Source organism: Gemmobacter sp. LW-1, from assembly GCF_001303875.1.
Classification (GTDB): Bacteria; Pseudomonadota; Alphaproteobacteria; order Rhodobacterales; family Rhodobacteraceae; genus Gemmobacter; species Gemmobacter caeni.
The window spans coordinates 1-19,051 of record NZ_LJSC01000070.1; the positions used below are offsets into that span (position 1 = coordinate 1).

The window sequence follows — 19,051 nt, forward strand, 5'->3', positions numbered from 1 at the left end:
GTGAAGATTGCCCGGCGCCAGTCGGAGATCCGCCAAGCCCTTGCGGGCCTTGTCGGCAAGACCGATGCGACCGCCGATGAACTGCGCCAGATGGAGGCGCTGGACGTTGAATATCGCCAGAACGAAACCCGCTATCGGGCGGCGCTGGTGGCCGAGGATACCGAACGCCGCGAGGCCGGGGCCGATCTGGAAACCCGTTCCAGCCGCGAAATGGCCGATCTGATGGCGCGCTTCGAACTGCGCCAGGTGGTGCTGTCGCTGGACGAAGGCCGGGCGCTGGACGGCCCGACCGCTGAAATCGTGTCGGAGCTGCGTTCGGCGGGCGGCTTCCGGGGTGTGCCGGTGCCGTGGGCGGCGCTGGAACAGCGGGCCGGGGAAACCGTGGCCTCGGGCACCCCGAACCCGATGCAGACCCGCCCCATCATCGACCGGCTGTTCCCGGCTTCGGTGGCGGGCCGCATGGGCGCCCAGATGATCACCATCGATTCGGGCGCGGTGGAATGGCCGGTGACGACTTCGGCGGTCACGGCGGGCTGGGCTGACGGCGAAACCGCCAATGTCGCGGGGCCGACCGCCTACGCCACGACCGACCGCGCGCTGTCGCCCGATCATAACCTCGGGGTGCAGATGCGGATCACCCGCAAGACCCTGAAACAGTCGGGCGATGCGCTGGAAGCTGCCATTCGCCGCGACATGAACGGCGCCATGCAGTCGGAACTGGACAAGGCCATTTTCCTCGGCACCGGGGCGAACGGGCAGCCCTTGGGCGTCATCACCGGGGCCGCGACCTATGGCATCACCAGCACGGCGGTTGCGGCTGCGGCGACGTGGGGCGCCTTCCGCGCGGCGGTGGTGCGCTTCATGGCCGCGAATGCCGCGAACGGGCCGGGCGACGTGAAGGCGCTGATCCGCCCCGAAGTCTGGGACTTCATGGATGACGCGGAAGCCTTCACCGGCACGGGCGTCACCGAATGGGCGCGCATGGCGGCGCAACTGGGCGAGATTGTGCAGTCGTCGAATGCGCTGGCGGCACCGGCTGGCAGCCCGTTGGCGACCTCGGCCCTGCTGACCACCAGCGCGGGCGGCGTGGCGCCGGTGTTTGTCGGCCTCTGGGGCGCGGTGGACCTGATCCGCGACCCGTTCAGCGATGCACAGGCTGGCGGGCTGCGCATCACGGCGCTGGCGACGGCGGATGTGACCGTGGCGCGGGCCTCGCAACTGCAACTGCTGACCGGCGTCGAGGTGGCGTAATGCTCTGGGGCGGCAACCTCGGCGCGCTGGAACTTCGCAACGAGGGCGGGGCAACCCGCCTTCGGGCGACCTTCCCCTATGGCGCGGAAACCGAACTGGCACCGGGGCGGCGCGAGGTTATCGCCCCTCGGGCCTTCGCGGGCCGGATCGAGGCGGGCGGCGAAATCCACCTGCTTTCCGGTCACGACTTCAACAAGCCCCTCGCCAGCACGGCGGCGGGCACCCTGACCCTGCGCGATACCGATACCGCACTGGAACTGGACGCCACGATTGACGGGGCGACGACCTGGGCGCGGGACTTCCTTGCCGCCCATGCGGCGGGGCTGATCCGTGGCCTTTCCCCCGGCTTCCGCGTCACCCCGGCAGGCGAGCGGATCGAGCGGCGCGGGCAGGATCTTCTGCGCACCGTCACCTCGGCCGACCTGTTCGAACTCTCGGCCGTCACCCGCCCCGCCTATCCCGCCGCACAGATCGAGGCGCGGGCTTGGGGCGCTGAGGCACCCGACGCGGGCCTGCATCGCACGATCAACCGTTGGAGGCTCTGATGTTTGCCAAGTTGTTCAATCGCGCCAAAGCCGAACCCGTGCCGGAAAAGCGCAGCGCCATGGTCTCGGGCTATACCGCCGAAATCATCGGCGCGCGGGAAAGCTACATCGCGGGCCGGTCTGGCATCGCGGAACTGACTGCGACTGTCCAGACCTGTGTGACCCTCTGGGAATCGGCCCTGTCGCTGGCCGATGTGACAGGGGCGCCGATGCTGGACCGCCGCACCATGGCCCTGATCGGGCGATCTGCGGCCCTGCGTGGTGAGGCGCTGTTCCTGATCCGTGACCGGCTGGTGCCCTGTGCCGATTGGGACTTGTCCACCCGCGAGGGCATACCGCGCGCCTATCGCGTGTCTGTGTCCGATGTATCCGGGCCGCGTTCTGAAACCGTGCTGGCGGCTGAGGTGCTGCACCTGCGCATCGGTGCGGATACCGTGGCGCCGTGGTCTGGCACCTCGCCCCTGCGCCGTGCGGCCTTGACGGCTTCGCTGTTGAACGAGGTGGAAACCGCCTTGCGCGATACCTACCGCGATGCGCCCATAGGATCGAAAATCGCCCATGTGCCCGAGGGATCGAGCGACGACATGGCGACGATGCGCACCAGCTTCCGGGGGCGGCGCGGTTCGACCCTGATCATCGAAGGCACGGCGCAGGCGGTGGCGGCTGGGATGCACCCGAACATGGGCCGGGCACCGGATGACCTGACGCCCGATCTGTCCAAGGCGATGACGGCGGAAACGCTGGAGGCGGCGCGCGGCGCGATCTGCGCGGCCTTCGGCGTCCTGCCTGCGCTGTTCTCGCCAGCGGCGCAGGGTCCGCTTGTGCGCGAGGCACAGCGTCATCTGGCGGGCTGGATGCTGCAACCCCTGGCCGAGGTGCTGGCCGAGGAAGCATCGGCCAAGCTGGGCGGCGCGGTTGTGATCGACGTAGGGCGCCCGCTGCAAGCCTTCGACGCGGGCGGCAGGGCACGGGCACTGTCTGCGCTGATCGAGGCCATGGGCCGGGCCAAAGAACTCGGCCTGTCCCCCGCTGAAATCGGCGCGGCCTTCACCAGCGTGAACTGGGGCGGCGGCGACGGGCTGGCCTGACGAGACAGGGCCGGGATGCGCCCTGCGGTTTTCCTTGATGGCCGCGAAGCATCTGGGATTAGACGGTGAGTGCCCGGCTATGGGATATTGCCAAAACCCCGTCATGGCGCGGCCCTATCTCCGTGGGGCGCGGCGCAGATCGTCACGGTTGACAGGCTGGGGGCGATCACGGGCCGGGGCTGCGGATGCGCCCCGGCCTTTCCGTGCGCGCGTGGGGTCTCCTCAACCGGCGCAATTTTGCGCCCGTTGAATATCGGCCTTTCCGTGCGCGCGCGGGGGTGGCGCCCATAGGGGTCGGTATACTATACCCACCCCATTCATCCGCGCCCGCGCCAAGATGCGGCTGGCGGATGAGTATGACGCGGCAAAGGCGGCTGGTGAGGTTGCGGGAGACGGGAACCCAACCGTTGTGGACCCCAACGGTTGCAAGCCCACCGCCGCAGACCTTGGCCTTAGCCTCAGCGGGCAACTTTGACCGTGTTCAGCCAATGGGCTGTCAACTGGTCAATCTGCCTGAGCAATTCTTCGCTCCTGCGATAGTCTTTACTTCTCACCAAGGCATCCAGCGCGAGGTGAATCCCCTGATGGATGTTTTGAATATCGTCTATGGCGTCTTTGCTTGCTACTTTCATGTATTGCCTCCCAAAGCTGAAAATACGTCGTCAAAAAAGACTGTCTTCGATGCCGAGTGGCGGATTGCCTCGGCCTCTACCTTGGTCTGATGACACATAGTCAGAGAACACCTGTAAAATGCCCAAAGCTTGATCTAGGTCTTTGTCGCTTTGGAACTTTGAAAGCTGCTCCTTCGCGTTTTCTATGACTTGCTTAATTTCATCATCCGATTTCCCGCCACCCATGGCCGTTATGGCGGCCAACATTACCTCGGAAATGCTTCCATGGAGCGGCGGATACTTTTCCTCCAGTGTAGCAACTATCTCCGCATTCATGCTGCGATTGTTCGCATCTGCGGCTGCCTTGATGCGGTCGCGCATCCCGTCGGGAAGGCGAAGCACAAACTTATCACTCTCTCGATTTGTTGGAATCGCCATGCCTGCCCTCTGTTTTGTGGCACCGTGCCACAACTTTTCACTTGACGAAATGCAGGCACGGTGCCACCAATAAGGCACGGTGCCACTACGGAGTGAAACCATGACCGACCGCAAACCGATGCAGCTTCGCCTGCCGCCCGATCTGAAAGCGTGGATCAAGGCCGAGGCCGAGAAGAACGGCGCCAGCCAGAATAGCGAGGTCATCCGCGCGCTGCGTGCGGCGATGGCCCGCGACGATCTGCAACCCTCCACCTGACCCAAGGAGACAGCTATGACCATGATCAACCCCGCTTCGGGGACCGATACCGGCGTGCCTGGCGGTGCGCTTGAACGCCTCGCCCTGTTCGCGGAATGGACCCGCACCACGCCGCCCGAGCGCATCACCGAGGGCAAGGGCGAGGATCTGACCTTTTCCCGCGATCTGCTGACCTATGCCCGCCGCTACGGTCTCAACCTTGACTGGTTCTTTCTGGACGACGAGCGCGGCCTTGTCATGTCCTACCACAACGCGGCCCTGAAAGGCGGTGTGCAATGAACGGCAAGGGCGCCTCCACCGAGGAAATCATGGAACTGTATAACCAGATGCAGCCCGTAACGCAGATGATCTTCACGGGCTTCCTCAAGGCGGCCTTCATCGCAAAGACGGTCAGCGAAGAAGTCGCCTTGGAACGCGCGACGGCTCTTATGGAGCGTCACCGCGCCGGGGACGAAATCACCGTGGCGGATCTGGAAAGCATCGGTGCATAGGTTGCATGGCTTGCTATGACGTGGTAAGCATGTTCCATGTACATCGCATCTTACACCCCGAAGCTGACCCCGGAAGAAGCACAACGCTTCTGGATGACGCCTGTCGAGGTGTGCCGCCTTGCGGCGGTTGGAGAGGCGAGCGACCCGAAAGTGAAGAAGTTGCTCAACACTTTGTCGGATAGGGGGCATGTGCCTTTTGTGAAGTCCGGGGCTGCGAAAACGGCCCCGAGACTCTATTCGCTGGTGTCTGCTGCGATGCTGCGCACGATCTGGGATGTGATCGAGGATGGCCGAACCTACCGCTATGCTGAGCCTGTGGCGCAAGCTGTCGCTGACGCTCTGCTGAAAGGGGTAGCGCGCTTCGAAGATCTGATTGCCATGGACGTAAACATGGGTAATGCGCAGATCATCTTCGCGGGCATGAAAGACGATGGCACCCCGCGCACTTTGAGATGGGCACAGAAGACCATAAGCGGGGGGCTTAGTATGGCCTTTTCCGTCTATGAAGCGGGCTATCTGATCCAGCGAATTTGCGGGATCTATGCCGATTTTTGGGCCGATGATCTGAAGGCGCGTAACCTGCTTGACGAGGTGCCATTTGAAATCGGTCTTGACGGCTGGCCCGTGGAGGAAGGTGGCGTATGAGCAACCGGCGCGCGCCATTTACCCAATCTGACCTGACGAAGGTTCTCAAGGCCTTCAAGGACGCGGGCTTGCCCACGCCCCAGATCGTGATTGAACCGCAGCGTCTGACGGTTTCGCCAATGACCGACGCAACGGGGAAAGCCACCCCGAACCCTTGGGATGAATGATGAAACAGAAACGCCAGTTTCCCGGAGCATCCCCCTACACCGACCGCCACGGGCAACGCCGCTGGAGGTATCGGAAGGGCGGGTTTTCGCGTGAATTGGGCACCGAATACGGTTCACCCGAATTTGTCCAGCGGTATGAAGCGGCCTTGCTGGAACATCGGACGGGCAAGAAGGCCGGGGCAGGCGCTGCAACCACCATTCCCGGTTCGGTCAACGATCTGGTTGCTTCTTGGTATCAGTCCCCTGAATGGAAAGGGCTGGCAGATCTGACAAGGAAAACCTACCGAGGCGTGATCGAGCCTTTTCGGCAAAAGCATGGCGACAAGCCGGTAAACCGCCTAGAGCGGCGGCATGTGATGAGTTTCCTTGCTGAGAAATCCGAAACTCCATCTGCCGCAAATAACCTGCGCAAGCGGCTGGGGCAGTTGCTGGACCATGCCATTGCCTTGGAATGGATCAAGTCGAACCCGGCACGGCTGACAAAGGCTTACAAGATCACGGGCGAAGGTTTCCATGCTTGGGACGAAGGCGAGATTGCCCGGTTCTTTGAAGTGCATGGCCCCGGCACCGTGGCGCATCGCGCCGTTACGCTGATGCTCTACACGGGCGCGGCGCGGGTGGATGCGGTCAAGCTGGGGCCGATGAACATGAAGGGCGGGCGGCTTGAGTATCGTCGCCAGAAGACCGCCAAGACGAATGGCGTTCTTGTAAGCATCCCGGTTCACCCAGATCTGGCCGAAGTGCTGGGGAACTGCCCCGCTGATCGTCCATTCCTTGCCACCGCTTACGGCAAGAGCCGTTCGCCCGATGGCCTTGGCAACCTCATGCGGGAATGGTGCGACAAGGCGGGCTTGTCCGAGTGTTCCGCGCATGGACTGCGCAAGGCTTGCGCCCGTCGTTTGGCCGAGGCTGGCGCGACCGCGCACGAAATTATGGCTGTCACGGGGCACAAAACCTTGGCCGAAGTGCAGCGTTACACCGAAACAGCGATGCGCGAAGGGCTGGCCGATTCCGCCCATGCCAAGTTGCTTTCCCGGCCAAATCGGGAACAGACCGTGGTGAACCTCCCCCAGAGGTTCGCCAAGAAATCCACTAAGGCAATGAAAAGAAAGGACAAATAGATGGGGTTTGGTAGGCCCGGAGGGACTCGAACCCCCAACCAAGGCGTTATGAGCGCCCTGCTCTGACCATTGAGCTACAGGCCCGGCCTGACCTGCGTTTAGCACAAGGCGACAGGGGGTCAAGCCTGCGGGCGGCGGGCGGTTTCCTCTGGCCCCGCTGGCCGCCTTGCGGTAAGCGCAGGGCCGGATGAATCGCCGTGACGAGGGGCCCGCCATGACCACGCAGAAGAACGGACTGACCTATGCCGACGCCGGTGTGGACATCGACGCGGGCAATGCGCTGGTCGAGCGCATCAAGCCGGCGGCGAAGCGGACCAACCGTTCGGGCACCGTTTCGGGGCTGGGCGGCTTTGGTGCGTTGTTCGATCTGAAGGCGGCGGGCTACAGCGATCCGATCCTTGTCGGCGCCACCGATGGCGTGGGCACCAAGCTGCGCATTGCCATCGACACCGGCAATGTCGATACGATCGGGATCGACCTCGTGGCGATGTGCGTGAACGATCTGGTCTGCCAGGGCGCCGAGCCGTTGTTCTTCCTTGATTACTTTGCCACCGGCAAGCTGGACGTGGATCAGGCCGCCCGCATCGTCGAGGGCATTGCAGAGGGCTGCGTTCAGTCGGGCTGCGCGCTGATCGGTGGCGAGACGGCCGAAATGCCGGGCATGTATCACAAGGGCGATTTCGACCTCGCCGGTTTCGCGGTCGGCGCGATGGAACGCGGCGAGGATCTGCCGAAGGCCGTGGCCGAGGGCGACGTGCTGTTGGGGCTGGGTTCCAACGGGGTTCATTCCAACGGCTACAGCTTCGTGCGCAAGGTGGTGGAACTGTCGGGTCTGGGCTGGGATGCGGCCTCGCCCTTCAGCGAGGGCACGCTGGGCGCGGCGCTGCTGGCGCCGACGCGGCTTTATGTGAAACAGGCGCTGAAGGCGGTGCGGGCGGGCGGCGTGCATGCGCTTGCGCATATCACCGGCGGCGGCCTGACCGAAAACCCGCCCCGCGTGCTGCCCGAGGGCCTCGCCTGCGAGATCGACCTTGGTGCATGGACCCTGCCACCGGTGTTCCGCTGGCTGGCGGAAACGGCGGGGATGAGCGAGCCGGAGCTGCTCAAGACCTTCAACTGCGGCATCGGCATGATGCTGGCGGTCGCCGCCGACCGCGCCGACGAGATCGAGGCGCTGCTGCGCGCCGAGGGCGAGACTGTCTGCCGCATGGGCCGTGTGGTGGCGGGCGAGGGCGTGATCTACAAGGGCCGCCTGCTGTGAAGCGCGTCGCCATCCTGATTTCCGGGGGTGGCTCCAACATGGTGGCGCTGGTCCATTCGATGACCGGCGATCATCCGGCGCGCGCGGTGCTGGTCGCGTCGAACGATCCGGGCGCGGGCGGGCTGGCGAAGGCCGCGGCGTCTGGGATTGCGACGGCGGCGGTGGATCACCGCCCCTTCGGCAAGGACCGCGCGGGCTTCGAGGCCGAACTTCTGAAACATATCGAGGCGGCGGAGCCGGATATCCTGTGCCTCGCGGGCTTCATGCGGGTGCTGACCCCGGCTTTCGTCAGCCGGTTCGAAGGGCGGATGCTGAACATCCACCCCTCGCTGCTGCCGAAATATCCGGGGCTGCACACGCATCAGCGTGCACTGGATGCGGGCGATGCCGAGGCCGGTTGCACAGTGCATGAGGTGACGGCGGTGCTGGACGATGGCCCGGTGCTGGGTCAGGCGCGGGTGCCGGTGATGCCGGGAGACAGCGCCGACAGCCTTGCGGCGCGGGTGCTGGTGCAGGAACACCGGCTTTATCCCACCGTGCTGCGCCGCTACGCTGGCGGGGACCGGACGCCCGTCCTCCTGCCCTGAGCACCGAACAGCCAGGGGCCGAAGGTTTCCCCCGGCCCCTGCCCGCGCGACGCGCTCCCACCGTCAGTCCGGCCGGTCATCCTTGAAGGTGCGGTGCCCGGAGATCATCGTCGAGACGATGGACTGGCGGCTCATGATGTCCTCGCGGATCGCGACATAGATGTGGACGATCATGAAAATGACGATCCACCACATGCCCAGATGATGCAGCGTGTGCAGGCGCTGGGTGTTCCAGACCAGACCATGCACCCATCCGAACAGCAGATGCGTCAGGCTGCCCTCCTGCGCGCCTTCGGCGTAAAGGGCGAGGCCGGTCACGATCATGAAGCTGACCCCCAGCGTCAGGAAGAAAAACATCGCCAGCTGCGCGAGCGGGTTGTGGCCCACATATTTCTTCGGCTCTTTCGCGAGGAACAGATACCACTGGATCTCGAACCAGACCTCTTTCCAGAAATGCCCGCGCCAGACCGGCACATAGAACAGCTGCCGGGCATGATGGTTGCCGACAATGGCCCAGTAGGCACGGCCCAGAAAACCGACTGTCAGCACCATTCCGGCGGCGAAATGGGCGAAACGGATATAGCCGAAGACAAACTGCTCCACCGCTTCGCCGATCTGCATGGAGGGCGGTGGCCGACCGATGAAATACCCCGTCACGCAAAGCACCAGAATGGCCGCCGCATTGACCCAGTGCCAGATCCGCACCGGCGCCTCGTAGACATAGATCGAGGTCTGGCGACTGACCGTCGCCATATCCTCGGGCGCGACATCATGTGCCGCGATGTTGGAGGAAGGGCTTGCCATGGCTCAGCCCACCAGAAGGTAAAGACCGGAAGCCGCAATCCCCGCGCCCATCAGCCGCTGCGCCATACTGCGTTCCGCCAGGCCACGGGCCAGCCCGATCCCTGCCAGATGCAGCAGCGCCGTCGCCAGCAGGAAACCGCCAAGATAGGTAGGCACATCGCCCAGCGCCTCGATGGCATGAGCCTGACCGTGACAGAATGCAAACAGGCCGATTGCCGTCAGCGTGGCCTGCGTGATGCCCTCTGCCTGTCCGCGGCGGCTGAACAGCGTGATGAGACCGAAGGCCAGCACGGACAGCGTGATCCAGCTTTCCAGCAGCGGCAGCGAAAAACCGGCCCAGGCCACCGCGGCCCCTGCCGTCATCGCGGTCATGAAGGTGAGCGCGCCCATCCAGACCCGGCGCGGCAGCACGAAGCCCGACCACAGGCCCACGGCAAGCATCGCCAGAAGGTGATCGGCCCCACTCAGCGGATGCAGAAAACCGTGCAGGAACCCATCGGTCGCGCCATGCCCGGTATGGGCCATCGCCGGGGCGGCCAGCAGAGCAAGCAGACCGGCAAGTGTCAGTTTCTTCATCGCTTTTCTCCCTCAGCGAACCTTGACCCTGGCCAGCTCCTGACCATCGGGCGACATGACATGGGTCGAGCAGGCCAGACAGGGGTCAAAGCTGTGCAGCGTGCGCAGGATTTCGACCGGCTCTTCGGGGCGTTCGACCTTGGTATCCATCAGGCTGGCCTCAAAAGCACCGATGTTGCCTGCCACGTCCCGTGGCGAGCCGTTCCAGGTGGTTGGCACAACGCATTGATAGTTTTCGATGCGGCCATCCTTGATCTTGATCCAGTGGCCCAGCGCCCCGCGCGGCGCCTCTGTCGCGCCCACGCCCTTCGCCTCTTTCGGCCAGGTCGAGGGGTCCCATTTGGCGATATTGGCGGTGCTTTCATCCCCGGCCTTGATATTGGCGACCAGCTTGTCGAAGAAATGCTTCTGAAGACGGCCGCAATATTCGGATTCCAGCGCCCGTGCCGCCGTGCGTCCCAGGGTCGAAAAGATCGCATTCAGCGGCAGGTCCATCGTCCGCAACAACCCGTCCACCTGGTTCCGGATATCCTCATGTCCCTTGGCATAGCCCACGACATAGCGGGCCAGCGGCCCCACCTCCATCGCATGCCCCTTCCAGCGCGGCGCCTTGATCCAGCTGTATTTCCCGCCCTCGTCAAGCTGTTCGATATTGGTCTTGCTGCCCTTGGCATTGGGCCCGAGCTCGAACTTCGGGCTGGTGATGCCATCCCAGGGATGCAGGCCCTTGCCCGGTTCGGCGCCCGCATATTCGTACCAGGAATGGTCGACATATTCCTGGATCTGCTCCGGGTCGCGCTGGTCGACATCCTGCACTTCGTTCAGGTTGCCGTTGATGATCGCGCCGCGCGGCAGATAAAGCTGGCCGGGGCTGAAATCATTGGCATTTTCGGGAATGTCGCCATAGGCCAGCACGGATTTTCCCGACAGGCCGCCGCCATAGAGCCAGCTCTTGTAGAAGCCGCCGATGGCGACGACATCGGGCAGATAGACGTTGCGGTTGAATTCGATGCATTTGTCGATGATCGACGAAACGAGGTTCAGGCGCTCCATGTTGATCGCGCCCACCGCGCCGGTGGAATGCACGTTGATCGGACAGGGCACTCCCCCCACCAGCCAGTTCGGATGCGGGTTCTTGCCGCCGAAGATCGTGTGGATTTTCACGATCTCCTTTTGCAGGTCCAGCGCTTCCAGATAATGCGTGGTCGCCATCAGATCGGCTTCGGGCGGCAAAAGATAGGCCGGGTTATCCCAGTAGCCATTTTTGAAGATCCCGAGTTGCCCGGATTCCACAAAGGATTTCAGGCGGTTCTGCACATCGCGGAAATAACCGGGCGAGGACAGCGGGTGGTTGGGCGACACCATCTGCTGCAATTCGCTGGTCGCCTTGGGGTCGGCCTTCAGCGCGTTGACCGGGTTCACCCAGTCCAGCGCATGCAGGTGATAGAAGTGCACAACATGGTCATGGATTTGCAGGTTCAGCTGCATGATGTTGCGGATCGAGTTGGCATTGTCGGGAATGGTGATCCCCAGCGCATCCTCGACCGCGCGCACCGAGGTCAGCGCATGCGTGCCTGTGCAGACCCCGCAGATCCGTTCGGTGAAGGCCCAGGCATCCCGCGGGTCACGCCCCTTCAGAATGACCTCCAGCCCGCGCCACATCGTCCCGGTCGAAACGGCGTTGCGGATCATGTTGTTCTCGTCCACGTTCACCTCGCAGCGCATGTGGCCCTCGATCCGGCACACCGGATCGACCACCACGCGCTGCCCTGCCGTATCAAGGGTGAAGCCATTCGGCGTCGTCACTCCCATGGCTTAACCCTCCACTTTCTCTTGGTTCTTCTTCTGAGCCCGCTTCAGCGCGGATATGGCGGCATGCACTGCAACGGCACCGCCCACCACACCGGCAGCGGTCATGCCCACCTTGTCGGCATTGGCTTCGATGCCGAATTGTTTGATGTTGGTCAGCCGGTCATAGAACGAGCCCTGATCCCAGAATCCGTCCTCGGAACAGCCGATGCAGCCATGGCCCGACTGGATCGGGAAGCTGACGCCCTCGTTCCAGCGCACGGTGGAGCAGGCGTTATAGGTGGTCGGCCCCTTGCAGCCCATCTTGTAAAGGCAATAGCCCTTGCGCGCATTCTCGTCGTCCCAGTGCTCGACGAACTGGCCTGCGTCGAAATGCGGGCGGCGATAGCATTTGTCATGGATTCGCTGCCCGTAGAACATTGCCGGGCGGCCCTGACGGTCCAGTTCGGGCAGGCGGTCGAAGGTCAGCATGTAGGTGATCACGCCGGTCATCACCTCGGCGATGGGCGGGCAGCCGGGCACCTTGATGATCGGCTTGTCGGTGATGACCTTGTGCACCGGCGTCGCGCGCGTCGGGTTCGGCGCCGCCGCCTGCACACAGCCGTAAGATGCGCAGGCGCCCCAGCTGATCACGGCCTTGGCGTGTTCGGCGGCATGTTTCAGTTGCTCGACAAAGGGTTTGCCGCCGACGATGCAGAACATGCCATCCTCGTTCAGCGGCGGATTGCCCTCGACCGCGAGGATGTAATTGCCCTTGTATTTGTCGATGGTCTCTTGCAGCGCGGCTTCGGCATGATGCCCGGCGGCTGCCATCAGAGTGTGGGAATAGTCGAGCGAGATCATCGACAGCACCACATCCTTGGCCAGCGGATGCGCCCCCCGGATGAAGCTTTCCGAACAGCAGGTGCATTCCAGCCCGTTCACCCAGATGACCGGCGTGCGCGGCTTGGTTTCCATCGCATGTGCGATCTTCGGCACGAAGGCCGGGCCAAGGCCCAGCGCGCTGGCGGTCAGCGCGCAATATTTCATGAAGCTGCGCCGGGTGATCCCCTGTTTGCGCATCACCTCATAGAAGGTTTCGATCTGGCTCAAGGCTGGCCTCCCTTCATCGTTCCACCCCACGGCCAAATGGCGCAGGCTCCCGCTGCACAGGAAAACAGGCTCTGACCGGCCGCACAAAATGAAAGTGTGCGCAAGTATGCCGGAAGTAATCTTATTTTATTTCAGATAGTTGATGCAGATATGGCCAGGCCGCGCCGGTCGCGGGCTAATCACTTGCCCGGACAGGCGGTCAGCGGCTTTCCGCACCGCCCAAGCTCCGCGCCGCCGCGACAACCGCCTGCCCCAGCGCCAGCCCGCCGTCATTGGCGGGCGTGAGGCGATGGCTCAGCACCGGCAGCCCACGCAGCCCCGCCTCCACCGCCAACAGCAGGCGCGTGTTCTGGAAGCACCCCCCCGACAGCACCACCGCCTGCGCCGCGCCGCTTTCGACCAGCTGACGCGCGGCACCGGCGAATGCCTGCCCCAGCCCGGCGTGAAACCGTTCAGCTATCACCTCGGCCGGCAGGCCGCGCCGCAGGTCATTGCGCATTGCGGGCCAGAGCGGAGCCGGGTCGAATTCGGTCCCATGCAGGGTCAGGTCATACCCGCAGCCCTGATCGGGCGCATGACGTGTCAGCGCCTCCAGCCGCATCGCGGCCTCGCCCTCGTAGCTTTGCCCCTCCGCGCAAATGTCCAGACAGGCCGCCACCGCATCGAACAGCCGCCCCGCGCTGGAGGACATCGGCGCATTGATTCCCCTGGCCGCCGCCTGCCTCGCCAGATCGCGCGGACGACCCGGAAACAACGCATCCGCCCAGTCGGGCAGCCCCGCCTGATCCAGTCGCACCAGTGCATTGCGCCAGGGTTCGCGCGCCGCTTTGTCGCCCCCGATCAGCGGGGCGGGTTTCAGCCAGAACCTGCGTTCGAACCCACGGTAATCGCCAAACAGCACCTCACCGCCCCAGAGCGTTCCGTCAGGGCCGAGGCCGGTGCCATCAAGGACAATCGCCGCCACATTGCCCCCCTCCAGCGGCCAGCCGTTCTCGGCCAGACAGGCGGCCATATGAGCGTGGTGATGCCAGACCTCAGTCACCGGAAGGCCCATGGCTTTCCCGGCCTGGGTCGCGCGATAACCGGGATGGGCATCGACGGCGACCAGTTCGGGGCGATGATCGAACAGCGCCCGGTAATCGGCCACCGCCTTTCCGAATTCATCGGCACAAAGCGCGTCATCCAGATCGCCCAGGTGATGCCCCGGCAGCGCCTGTCCGTTCTTCGTCAGGCAGATGGCACCCTTCATCTGCCCGCCCAGCGCCAGCACCTGCGGCGCAGCCCCAAATCCCGGCGGCAGGGCCAGCGTTCCGGGCGCCCGCCCCCGCGCCCGGCGCAGCACCATTGGCGGCGTGCTGCGTTCGACACTGTCATCCAGCCGCCGCGCGATCTCGCGGTCATGCAGGAGGAAGGCATCGGCGAACCCCGACAGCTTCTCACGCGCCTCGGCATTGCCGGTCACCTGCGGCTCGCCGGACAGGTTGCCGCTCGTCATCACCAGAACGCCGCCGAAAGCATCGCTCAGCAGATGGTGCAGCGGGGTATAGGGCAGCATCACGCCAAGCTCGGCCATGCCCGGCGCCACGACCTCGGGCAGGATCTGGCGCGACGGCGCCAGAACGATTGGCGCCGCCGGGTCACGGAGCAGCGCCAGATCCGCCGCAGACAGAACCACCACACCTTGCAGCGCCGCCTCCTGCGCCATCAGCGCCAGCGGTTTCGACGGCCGGTGCTTGCGGTGCCGCAGGGTCGCCACCGCCACCGGATTTGCCGCGTCGCAGGCCAGATGGAAGCCCCCAAGCCCCTTGATCGCCAGCACCGCCCCCGCCCGCAGCAGATCTGCCGCCAGCGCGACCGCGTCGCCCGGCATATCCTGCCCCGCCACCTCCAGCCAGAGCCGGGGGCCGCAGGCAGGGCAGGCAACCGGCTGAGCATGGAAGCGCCGGTCAGCAGGGTCGCGGTATTCCGCAGCGCAATCCGGGCACATTGGAAAGGCCGCCATCGTCGTCTGCGCCCGATCATAAGGCAGCCCGTTCAGAATGGTGAAACGCGGACCGCAATGCGTGCAATTGGTGAAGGCATATCCCTGCCTGCGGCCCGTCCCGCGAATTTCCGTGGCACAGGCGGCGCAGGTCGCTGCATCCGGCGTCACGCGGGTTTCCGCGCCCCTGCCCCGGCTTTCCGCGATTTCAAACCCCGGCGGCAGGGCACCGCCGAACGTCGCCACCTCCACCGCGTCGACGCGCGCCAGTTTCGGCGCCCGCGCGGTCAGCGCCGCTACGAATCCATCCAGCCCCGGCCCCGCCGCCTCGATCCCCACGCCTTCGGCGTCATTCCAGACCCGGCCGGTCAGACCAAATTCCTGCGCGAGTTGCCAGACGAAGGGCCTGAAGCCAACGCCCTGCACCTGCCCGCGCACCCGTATGACCACAGCGTTCATATTGCCTGCCCTCCCTGCCTGCATCCGCGCCTGGCTGTCGTGGCGTGGCCTAGTGAACCGTGCAGACCATGCAGGGGTCAAAGCTGCGTACCACATGCTGCACGGACAGCGCCCCCGGCCCTTCCACCGCCACCCCTTCCAGCGCCGCCTCCAGCGGGCCGGGCACACCGGCGCTGTCACGCGGGCTGAAATTCCAGGTGGTCGGGGCGATGATTTGGTATCCGGCGATCTTGCCCCCCTCGATGCGCAGCCAGTGACCCAGCGCACCCCGCGCTGCCTCGACCAGCCCGGCGCCGCGGCCCGACCTTGGCAGATGGCCCTGCACCATGAAGGCTTCTCCCGGCACGATCCCGGTGACCAGCCCCTCCATCACCGGCTGGCTGCGTGCCAGTTCCAGAAGCCGCCCGGCCACACGCGCCAGCACCCCGCCGCCCGCGAGCGCAAGTGCAAGCGGATGGCCGTCGACCACCTGACGCGCCAGCGCGCCCACCTCATACCCCCGGCCCTGCAAACGCGGGGCCTTGCACCAGCTGTAAGCCGGGGCCGACATGCTTTCGTCCGGCACCGTCACGCCTTCAAACGGGTGCTGCGCCCCGCCCGTCATCCAGGCGTGGCTCAGATCCTCGGTGATCGCCGCAGGATCAAGCAGCCCCGCCGCCCCGTCCCAAACCCCTGCGGCAAAGACCGGGCCTTCTGCCTGGCGATAGGCCCCGAAAGACAGATAGCGCCCGCTGCCCCGACCCAGCGCCAGCAGATCAAGGTCCGCCGCGATTTCCAGAAACAGCCCGACATCGCCGCGCCCCCAGCGCATCAGCGCCTCAGGCGTGTCGAGCGCGGCAAATTCCTCCAGCGGCCCGCCGAACAGAACCTCCTCCAGATAGCGGCGGAAGGCACGCAGCGTCGCGCCCAGTCGGGCCTTTTCGCGCAGGCCGGGTGCCCGCGTGACCCCGCCAGGCTGGATGGCCAGCGTATGCGGCCATTTCCCTGCCAGAAGGCCCATGACATGCAAAAGCTCGGCCCGCGCCTGCACCGCACGCCGCTGCGCACCGCCTTCCATCGCGGTGAACCGCTCCACTGCGCGACGATGCCAGGGGCGGGTTGCGTAATCCGGGCGCGCGAAATCGGGCATGAAGAACAGGTGAAAATGAGTCAGATGATCCGCCACGTTCTCCGCCGCATGGATCAGCGCCGCCATGGCCGCACCCTGCGGTGTCGGCTCCAGCCCCATCGCCCCGGCCAGAGCCTGCGCCGCAGCGGCCGACTGGCTGATCGAGCAGATGCCACAGATGCGCGGCGTGATCACAAGCGCATCGCGCGGGTCGAGCCCCAGCAGCATCTGTTCAAAGCCGCGATACAGCGGGGCATTGACCTCGGCCCGCCGCACATGCCCGTCCTCGACGGTCAGGGCAACTTCCAGATCCCCCTCGACCCGGTTGAAGGGGCCGACCACCAGGCGCGTCATTTCGGCCGCCTCAGCGTCGGCGGCACCAGCACGCGATCCGCCTTGGCGTTCTGGCCGATGCGTTCCGGTGTCGCCGCCTTCGACAGCGAGGCAAGCGCCATGAACCAGGCTTTCGGCATATCGGTCGGCAGGCCGACCGGGATGCCCGCGACCTTGGGTGTCTCGACAAAGGCATGGGCAGGGTCTTCGAAGCGCGGCGCGGTGCAGTTGATACAGGGGTAGCCGCCCCGCGTGCAGGACCCTTCGCCGTTCCAGGGGCGGATATTGCAATCGCCCACCGCCTGCGTGCCGATACAGCCCAGATTTTCCATCATGCAGCCGATCTCCGACAGTTCCCGCGCACTGGCCTTGTATTCGTAGAACTCGTTCTTCGGACAGCCGTGGTGAACCAGATGATCCGCGTAAAAGCGCGGCCGGGAAAAACCGTCCAGTGCGATCTCCTCGCCTGCCGCCAGCAACATCAGGGTTTCGGTCACCCAGCCCGGATGCGTCGGGCAGCCCGCGATATTGATGACAGGATCACCGCCCCCCGCCCGCCAGTCCGGGGCGAACAGGCCACCGGAGTGACCACCGTCATATTGCAGGCCGACCGCATCCGAGGGGTTGCCCCCCGCCGCCGTCACGCCGCCAAAGGCTGCACAAGATCCGACGGCGACGACATGGGCCGCGCGCGGCGCCAGCCTTTCGACCCAGTGCATGAGGCTGTGCCCGGTGCCAGCCAGCATCTGAAACCGCCCGGTGCCTGCCGGCCCCCGTGCAATCGCGCCCTCGACGCACAGGATATCAAGCACCTGCCTGCCCTCGATGATTGCATTCAGCAGGGTCAGCACCTCGGCGCCGGTTTCCACCGAAAGCGCCGGATGCCACAACAGACGGATGCCCGCATCCTCAAGCGTTTCAATCACATCCGGGCTTTCGGCGCAGAGCAGGGACATCGTGCAGCCACCGCAGCCCGCCGCCTGAAGCCATAGAAGCGTTTTCATCCGGCCCCCTCTGCCAGTGGCAATTCCAGCCGGAAAGCCGCGCCCTCTGCCTCGTCCATCAACGCCAGAAGGCCGCCATGTTCTTCCGCGATCTTGTGGCTGATCGACAGGCCAAGCCCCGTACCCCGCCCCACCGCTTTGGTGGTGAAGAACGGATCGAAGATCGCAGCCCTCACCGCCTCGGGCACACCCGGCCCATTGTCGGCAACGATCAGCACCGCTTGCCCTGCCTCGGTGCGGACGGAAAGACTGATCCTCGCGCCGGACACGCCTTCCAGCGCGTCGACAGCATTCTGGATCAGGTTCATCACGACCTGCTGGATATGGCCGGGCCGCCCGAGAACCATCGCCCGGCCCAGCGCCGTGCTGTCCAGCGTGACCGACTGACTCATGCCCCGCATGACCCATTCCGCAGCGACCCGCGCGGTTTCGGCCAGATCGAATACAACCATTTCGCCCGACCCGTCCGAGGACAGGCGGCGCAGATCCTCCACGATGTCGCGCACGCGTTCCGCACCATCGCGCGCACCGCTGATGGCCATGCGGAGATTCTGCACTTCGCGGTCCAGCTGCAGATCCTGACGCAACGCGATCAGCTCCTCGCGGCTGGCCCCATCCTGCACCCTGGTGAAATAGGTTTCGAACTTGCCCGCGTAGCGTTCAAGCGCATGGGTATTGGCATAGACGAAACTGATCGGGTTGTTCAGTTCGTGCGCCACCCCGGCCAGAAGCCGCCCCAGAGAGGCGAGCTTTTCGTTGCGCACCAGAAAGGCCTGTGCCGTCTTGAGCGCGTCCAGACTGGCCGAAAGCTCGGCATAGGCCTTGCGCAGCGCGCCCAGCGGGCGTCCGGTCAGCACATAGCCATCCACCCGGCCCCGGTCGTCCAGGCGGGGCGCAACCGACAGTTCCAAAGGCTCCACCCCGCCGGGCGTCAGCAGATCGCATTCAAGACTGGCGCTGCGCCGCTGTTCGCGCACGCTTTGCAGGATGGCCGCCAGCAGCGGCCGCTGCCCTTCGGTGAACATATCGGGCAGCGCCATGGTCACGACCTGGCTTTCCTGCCCGCCGGTCAGCAGCGTGACCGACCGGCTGACCTGCTCCACCTGACCGCCACGCCCCGCAACGATCAGCACATCCGAGACGGAGGACAGGATTGCATTCAGGAAAGTGCGCATTTCCTGCAATTCGGCATTCTGACGCTCCAGCCGTTCCTGATAATCCACCAGATCGGCATAGGTGCGGTCCATGGCCGACAGCACCTCGCCCCAGGCATCATCGCTGAAGGGCACCGGCTGGGCAGGGTCGCTGGATTCGTGCGTCGCGGTCATGCCCTGATCCTAGGCCGGTGGCGGGTTCTGGCAAAGCCGGAATCTTGTCCTGCCGGGCCGCCGCCATGGCTATTTGGAAGATTACATTCCACAAAA

Annotated in this window: 21 protein-coding genes and 1 tRNA gene; 11 read left to right on the forward strand and 11 right to left on the reverse strand. The window is 64.9% G+C overall.

Features of this window, described 5'->3' with window-relative positions; genetic code table 11:
- The 3 genes from AO684_RS20865 to AO684_RS20875 form a co-directional block, all read left to right on the forward strand.
- On the forward strand, positions 1-1,251 hold a 1,251-nt coding region (locus tag AO684_RS20865; protein ID WP_235451339.1), incomplete at its 5' end, for a phage major capsid protein.
- Positions 1,251-1,796 (forward strand): HK97 family phage prohead protease, encoded by a 546-nt coding sequence (locus tag AO684_RS20870; RefSeq protein ID WP_054304665.1) that lies wholly within the window; start codon positions 1,251-1,253, stop codon positions 1,794-1,796. The genes AO684_RS20865 and AO684_RS20870, both read left to right, overlap by 1 nt.
- Positions 1,796-2,884: a phage portal protein gene (locus AO684_RS20875; RefSeq protein WP_082401180.1), complete on the forward strand. Its 1,089-nt coding sequence runs from the start codon at positions 1,796-1,798 to the stop codon at positions 2,882-2,884. Before AO684_RS20870 ends, AO684_RS20875 begins: the two co-directional genes overlap by 1 nt.
- 458 nt (positions 2,885-3,342) lie before the next feature.
- On the opposite strand, the gene AO684_RS21950 is transcribed toward AO684_RS20875, so the two are convergent.
- Together AO684_RS21950 and AO684_RS20880 are read right to left on the reverse strand one after the other, a co-directional pair.
- The gene (locus AO684_RS21950) at positions 3,343-3,516 is read right to left on the reverse strand and encodes a hypothetical protein (protein ID WP_161806038.1); all 174 of its coding nucleotides are present in this window, start codon (positions 3,514-3,516) and stop codon (positions 3,343-3,345) included.
- Positions 3,517-3,546: 30 nt separating this feature from the next.
- Positions 3,547-3,933 (reverse strand): Arc family DNA-binding protein, encoded by a 387-nt coding sequence (locus AO684_RS20880; RefSeq protein ID WP_054304666.1) that lies wholly within the window; start codon positions 3,931-3,933, stop codon positions 3,547-3,549.
- 100 nt (positions 3,934-4,033) lie between these two features.
- Here AO684_RS20880 and AO684_RS21460 point away from each other — a divergent pair, with 100 nt between their 5' ends.
- Genes AO684_RS21460 through xerC form a run of 6 tightly spaced genes read left to right on the forward strand, consistent with a single transcriptional unit; the run spans position 4,034 to position 6,613 of the window.
- The gene (locus AO684_RS21460) at positions 4,034-4,189 is read left to right on the forward strand and encodes a CopG family transcriptional regulator (RefSeq protein WP_082401181.1); all 156 of its coding nucleotides are present in this window, start codon (positions 4,034-4,036) and stop codon (positions 4,187-4,189) included.
- A gap of 15 nt (positions 4,190-4,204) precedes the next feature.
- Positions 4,205-4,468 carry a hypothetical protein gene (locus AO684_RS20885; protein ID WP_054304667.1) on the forward strand — a complete coding sequence of 88 codons (264 nt, stop codon included), beginning with the start codon at positions 4,205-4,207 and terminating at the stop codon, positions 4,466-4,468.
- Positions 4,465-4,680, forward strand: a complete 216-nt coding sequence (locus AO684_RS20890) for a hypothetical protein (protein WP_054304668.1) — start codon at positions 4,465-4,467, stop codon at positions 4,678-4,680. The genes AO684_RS20885 and AO684_RS20890 overlap by 4 nt, the downstream gene beginning before the upstream one ends.
- 36 nt (positions 4,681-4,716) lie before the next feature.
- A complete protein-coding gene (locus AO684_RS20895; RefSeq protein ID WP_054304669.1) occupies positions 4,717-5,325 on the forward strand; it encodes a hypothetical protein in 609 nt (202 codons plus the stop codon).
- The gene (locus AO684_RS21955) at positions 5,322-5,492 is read left to right on the forward strand and encodes a hypothetical protein (protein WP_161806039.1); all 171 of its coding nucleotides are present in this window, start codon (positions 5,322-5,324) and stop codon (positions 5,490-5,492) included. Before AO684_RS20895 ends, AO684_RS21955 begins: the two co-directional genes overlap by 4 nt.
- Complete coding sequence (xerC, locus tag AO684_RS20900) at positions 5,492-6,613, forward strand: tyrosine recombinase XerC (protein WP_161806040.1); 1,122 nt, start codon at positions 5,492-5,494, stop codon at positions 6,611-6,613. The genes AO684_RS21955 and xerC overlap by 1 nt, the downstream gene beginning before the upstream one ends.
- An 8-nt stretch (positions 6,614-6,621) precedes the next feature.
- Here xerC and AO684_RS20905 read toward each other — a convergent pair.
- A tRNA-Ile gene (locus AO684_RS20905) sits at positions 6,622-6,697 on the reverse strand.
- A gap of 130 nt (positions 6,698-6,827) precedes the next feature.
- Between AO684_RS20905 and purM the strand changes: the two genes are divergently transcribed.
- On the forward strand, positions 6,828-7,874 hold the full coding sequence (gene purM, locus AO684_RS20910) for a phosphoribosylformylglycinamidine cyclo-ligase (protein WP_054304698.1): 1,047 nt from the start codon (positions 6,828-6,830) through the stop codon (positions 7,872-7,874).
- Entirely contained in the window at positions 7,871-8,461 is a 591-nt protein-coding gene (gene purN, locus AO684_RS20915) for a phosphoribosylglycinamide formyltransferase (protein ID WP_054304671.1), read from the forward strand. The genes purM and purN overlap by 4 nt, the downstream gene beginning before the upstream one ends.
- 63 nt (positions 8,462-8,524) lie before the next feature.
- Here the strand turns inward: purN and cybH are convergent, their stop codons facing one another.
- The 8 genes from cybH to AO684_RS20955 all read right to left on the reverse strand — a co-directional run bounded on the left by cybH (position 8,525) and on the right by AO684_RS20955 (position 18,955).
- A complete protein-coding gene (gene cybH, locus AO684_RS20920) occupies positions 8,525-9,265 on the reverse strand; it encodes a Ni/Fe-hydrogenase, b-type cytochrome subunit (RefSeq protein ID WP_054304672.1) in 741 nt (246 codons plus the stop codon).
- A gap of 3 nt (positions 9,266-9,268) precedes the next feature.
- Positions 9,269-9,841 carry a HupE/UreJ family protein gene (locus AO684_RS20925; protein ID WP_054304673.1) on the reverse strand — a complete coding sequence of 191 codons (573 nt, stop codon included), beginning with the start codon at positions 9,839-9,841 and terminating at the stop codon, positions 9,269-9,271.
- A 12-nt stretch (positions 9,842-9,853) separates the two neighbouring features.
- Positions 9,854-11,653 carry a nickel-dependent hydrogenase large subunit gene (locus tag AO684_RS20930; RefSeq protein WP_054304674.1) on the reverse strand — a complete coding sequence of 600 codons (1,800 nt, stop codon included), beginning with the start codon at positions 11,651-11,653 and terminating at the stop codon, positions 9,854-9,856.
- Positions 11,654-11,656: 3 nt separating this feature from the next.
- Positions 11,657-12,742, reverse strand: coding sequence for a hydrogenase small subunit (locus AO684_RS20935; RefSeq protein WP_054304675.1), 1,086 nt, complete (start codon positions 12,740-12,742; stop codon positions 11,657-11,659).
- 199 nt (positions 12,743-12,941) lie between these two features.
- Positions 12,942-15,182, reverse strand: a complete 2,241-nt coding sequence (gene hypF / locus AO684_RS20940) for a carbamoyltransferase HypF (RefSeq protein ID WP_054304676.1) — start codon at positions 15,180-15,182, stop codon at positions 12,942-12,944.
- Positions 15,183-15,231: 49 nt separating this feature from the next.
- Complete coding sequence (locus AO684_RS20945) at positions 15,232-16,644, reverse strand: nickel-dependent hydrogenase large subunit (RefSeq protein WP_054304677.1); 1,413 nt, start codon at positions 16,642-16,644, stop codon at positions 15,232-15,234.
- Entirely contained in the window at positions 16,641-17,627 is a 987-nt protein-coding gene (locus AO684_RS20950; RefSeq protein WP_054304678.1) for a HupU protein, read from the reverse strand. The genes AO684_RS20945 and AO684_RS20950 overlap by 4 nt, the downstream gene beginning before the upstream one ends.
- Positions 17,624-18,955, reverse strand: coding sequence for a sensor histidine kinase (locus AO684_RS20955; protein WP_054304679.1), 1,332 nt, complete (start codon positions 18,953-18,955; stop codon positions 17,624-17,626). The genes AO684_RS20950 and AO684_RS20955 overlap by 4 nt, the downstream gene beginning before the upstream one ends.
- Positions 18,956-19,051: the final 96 nt, after the last annotated feature.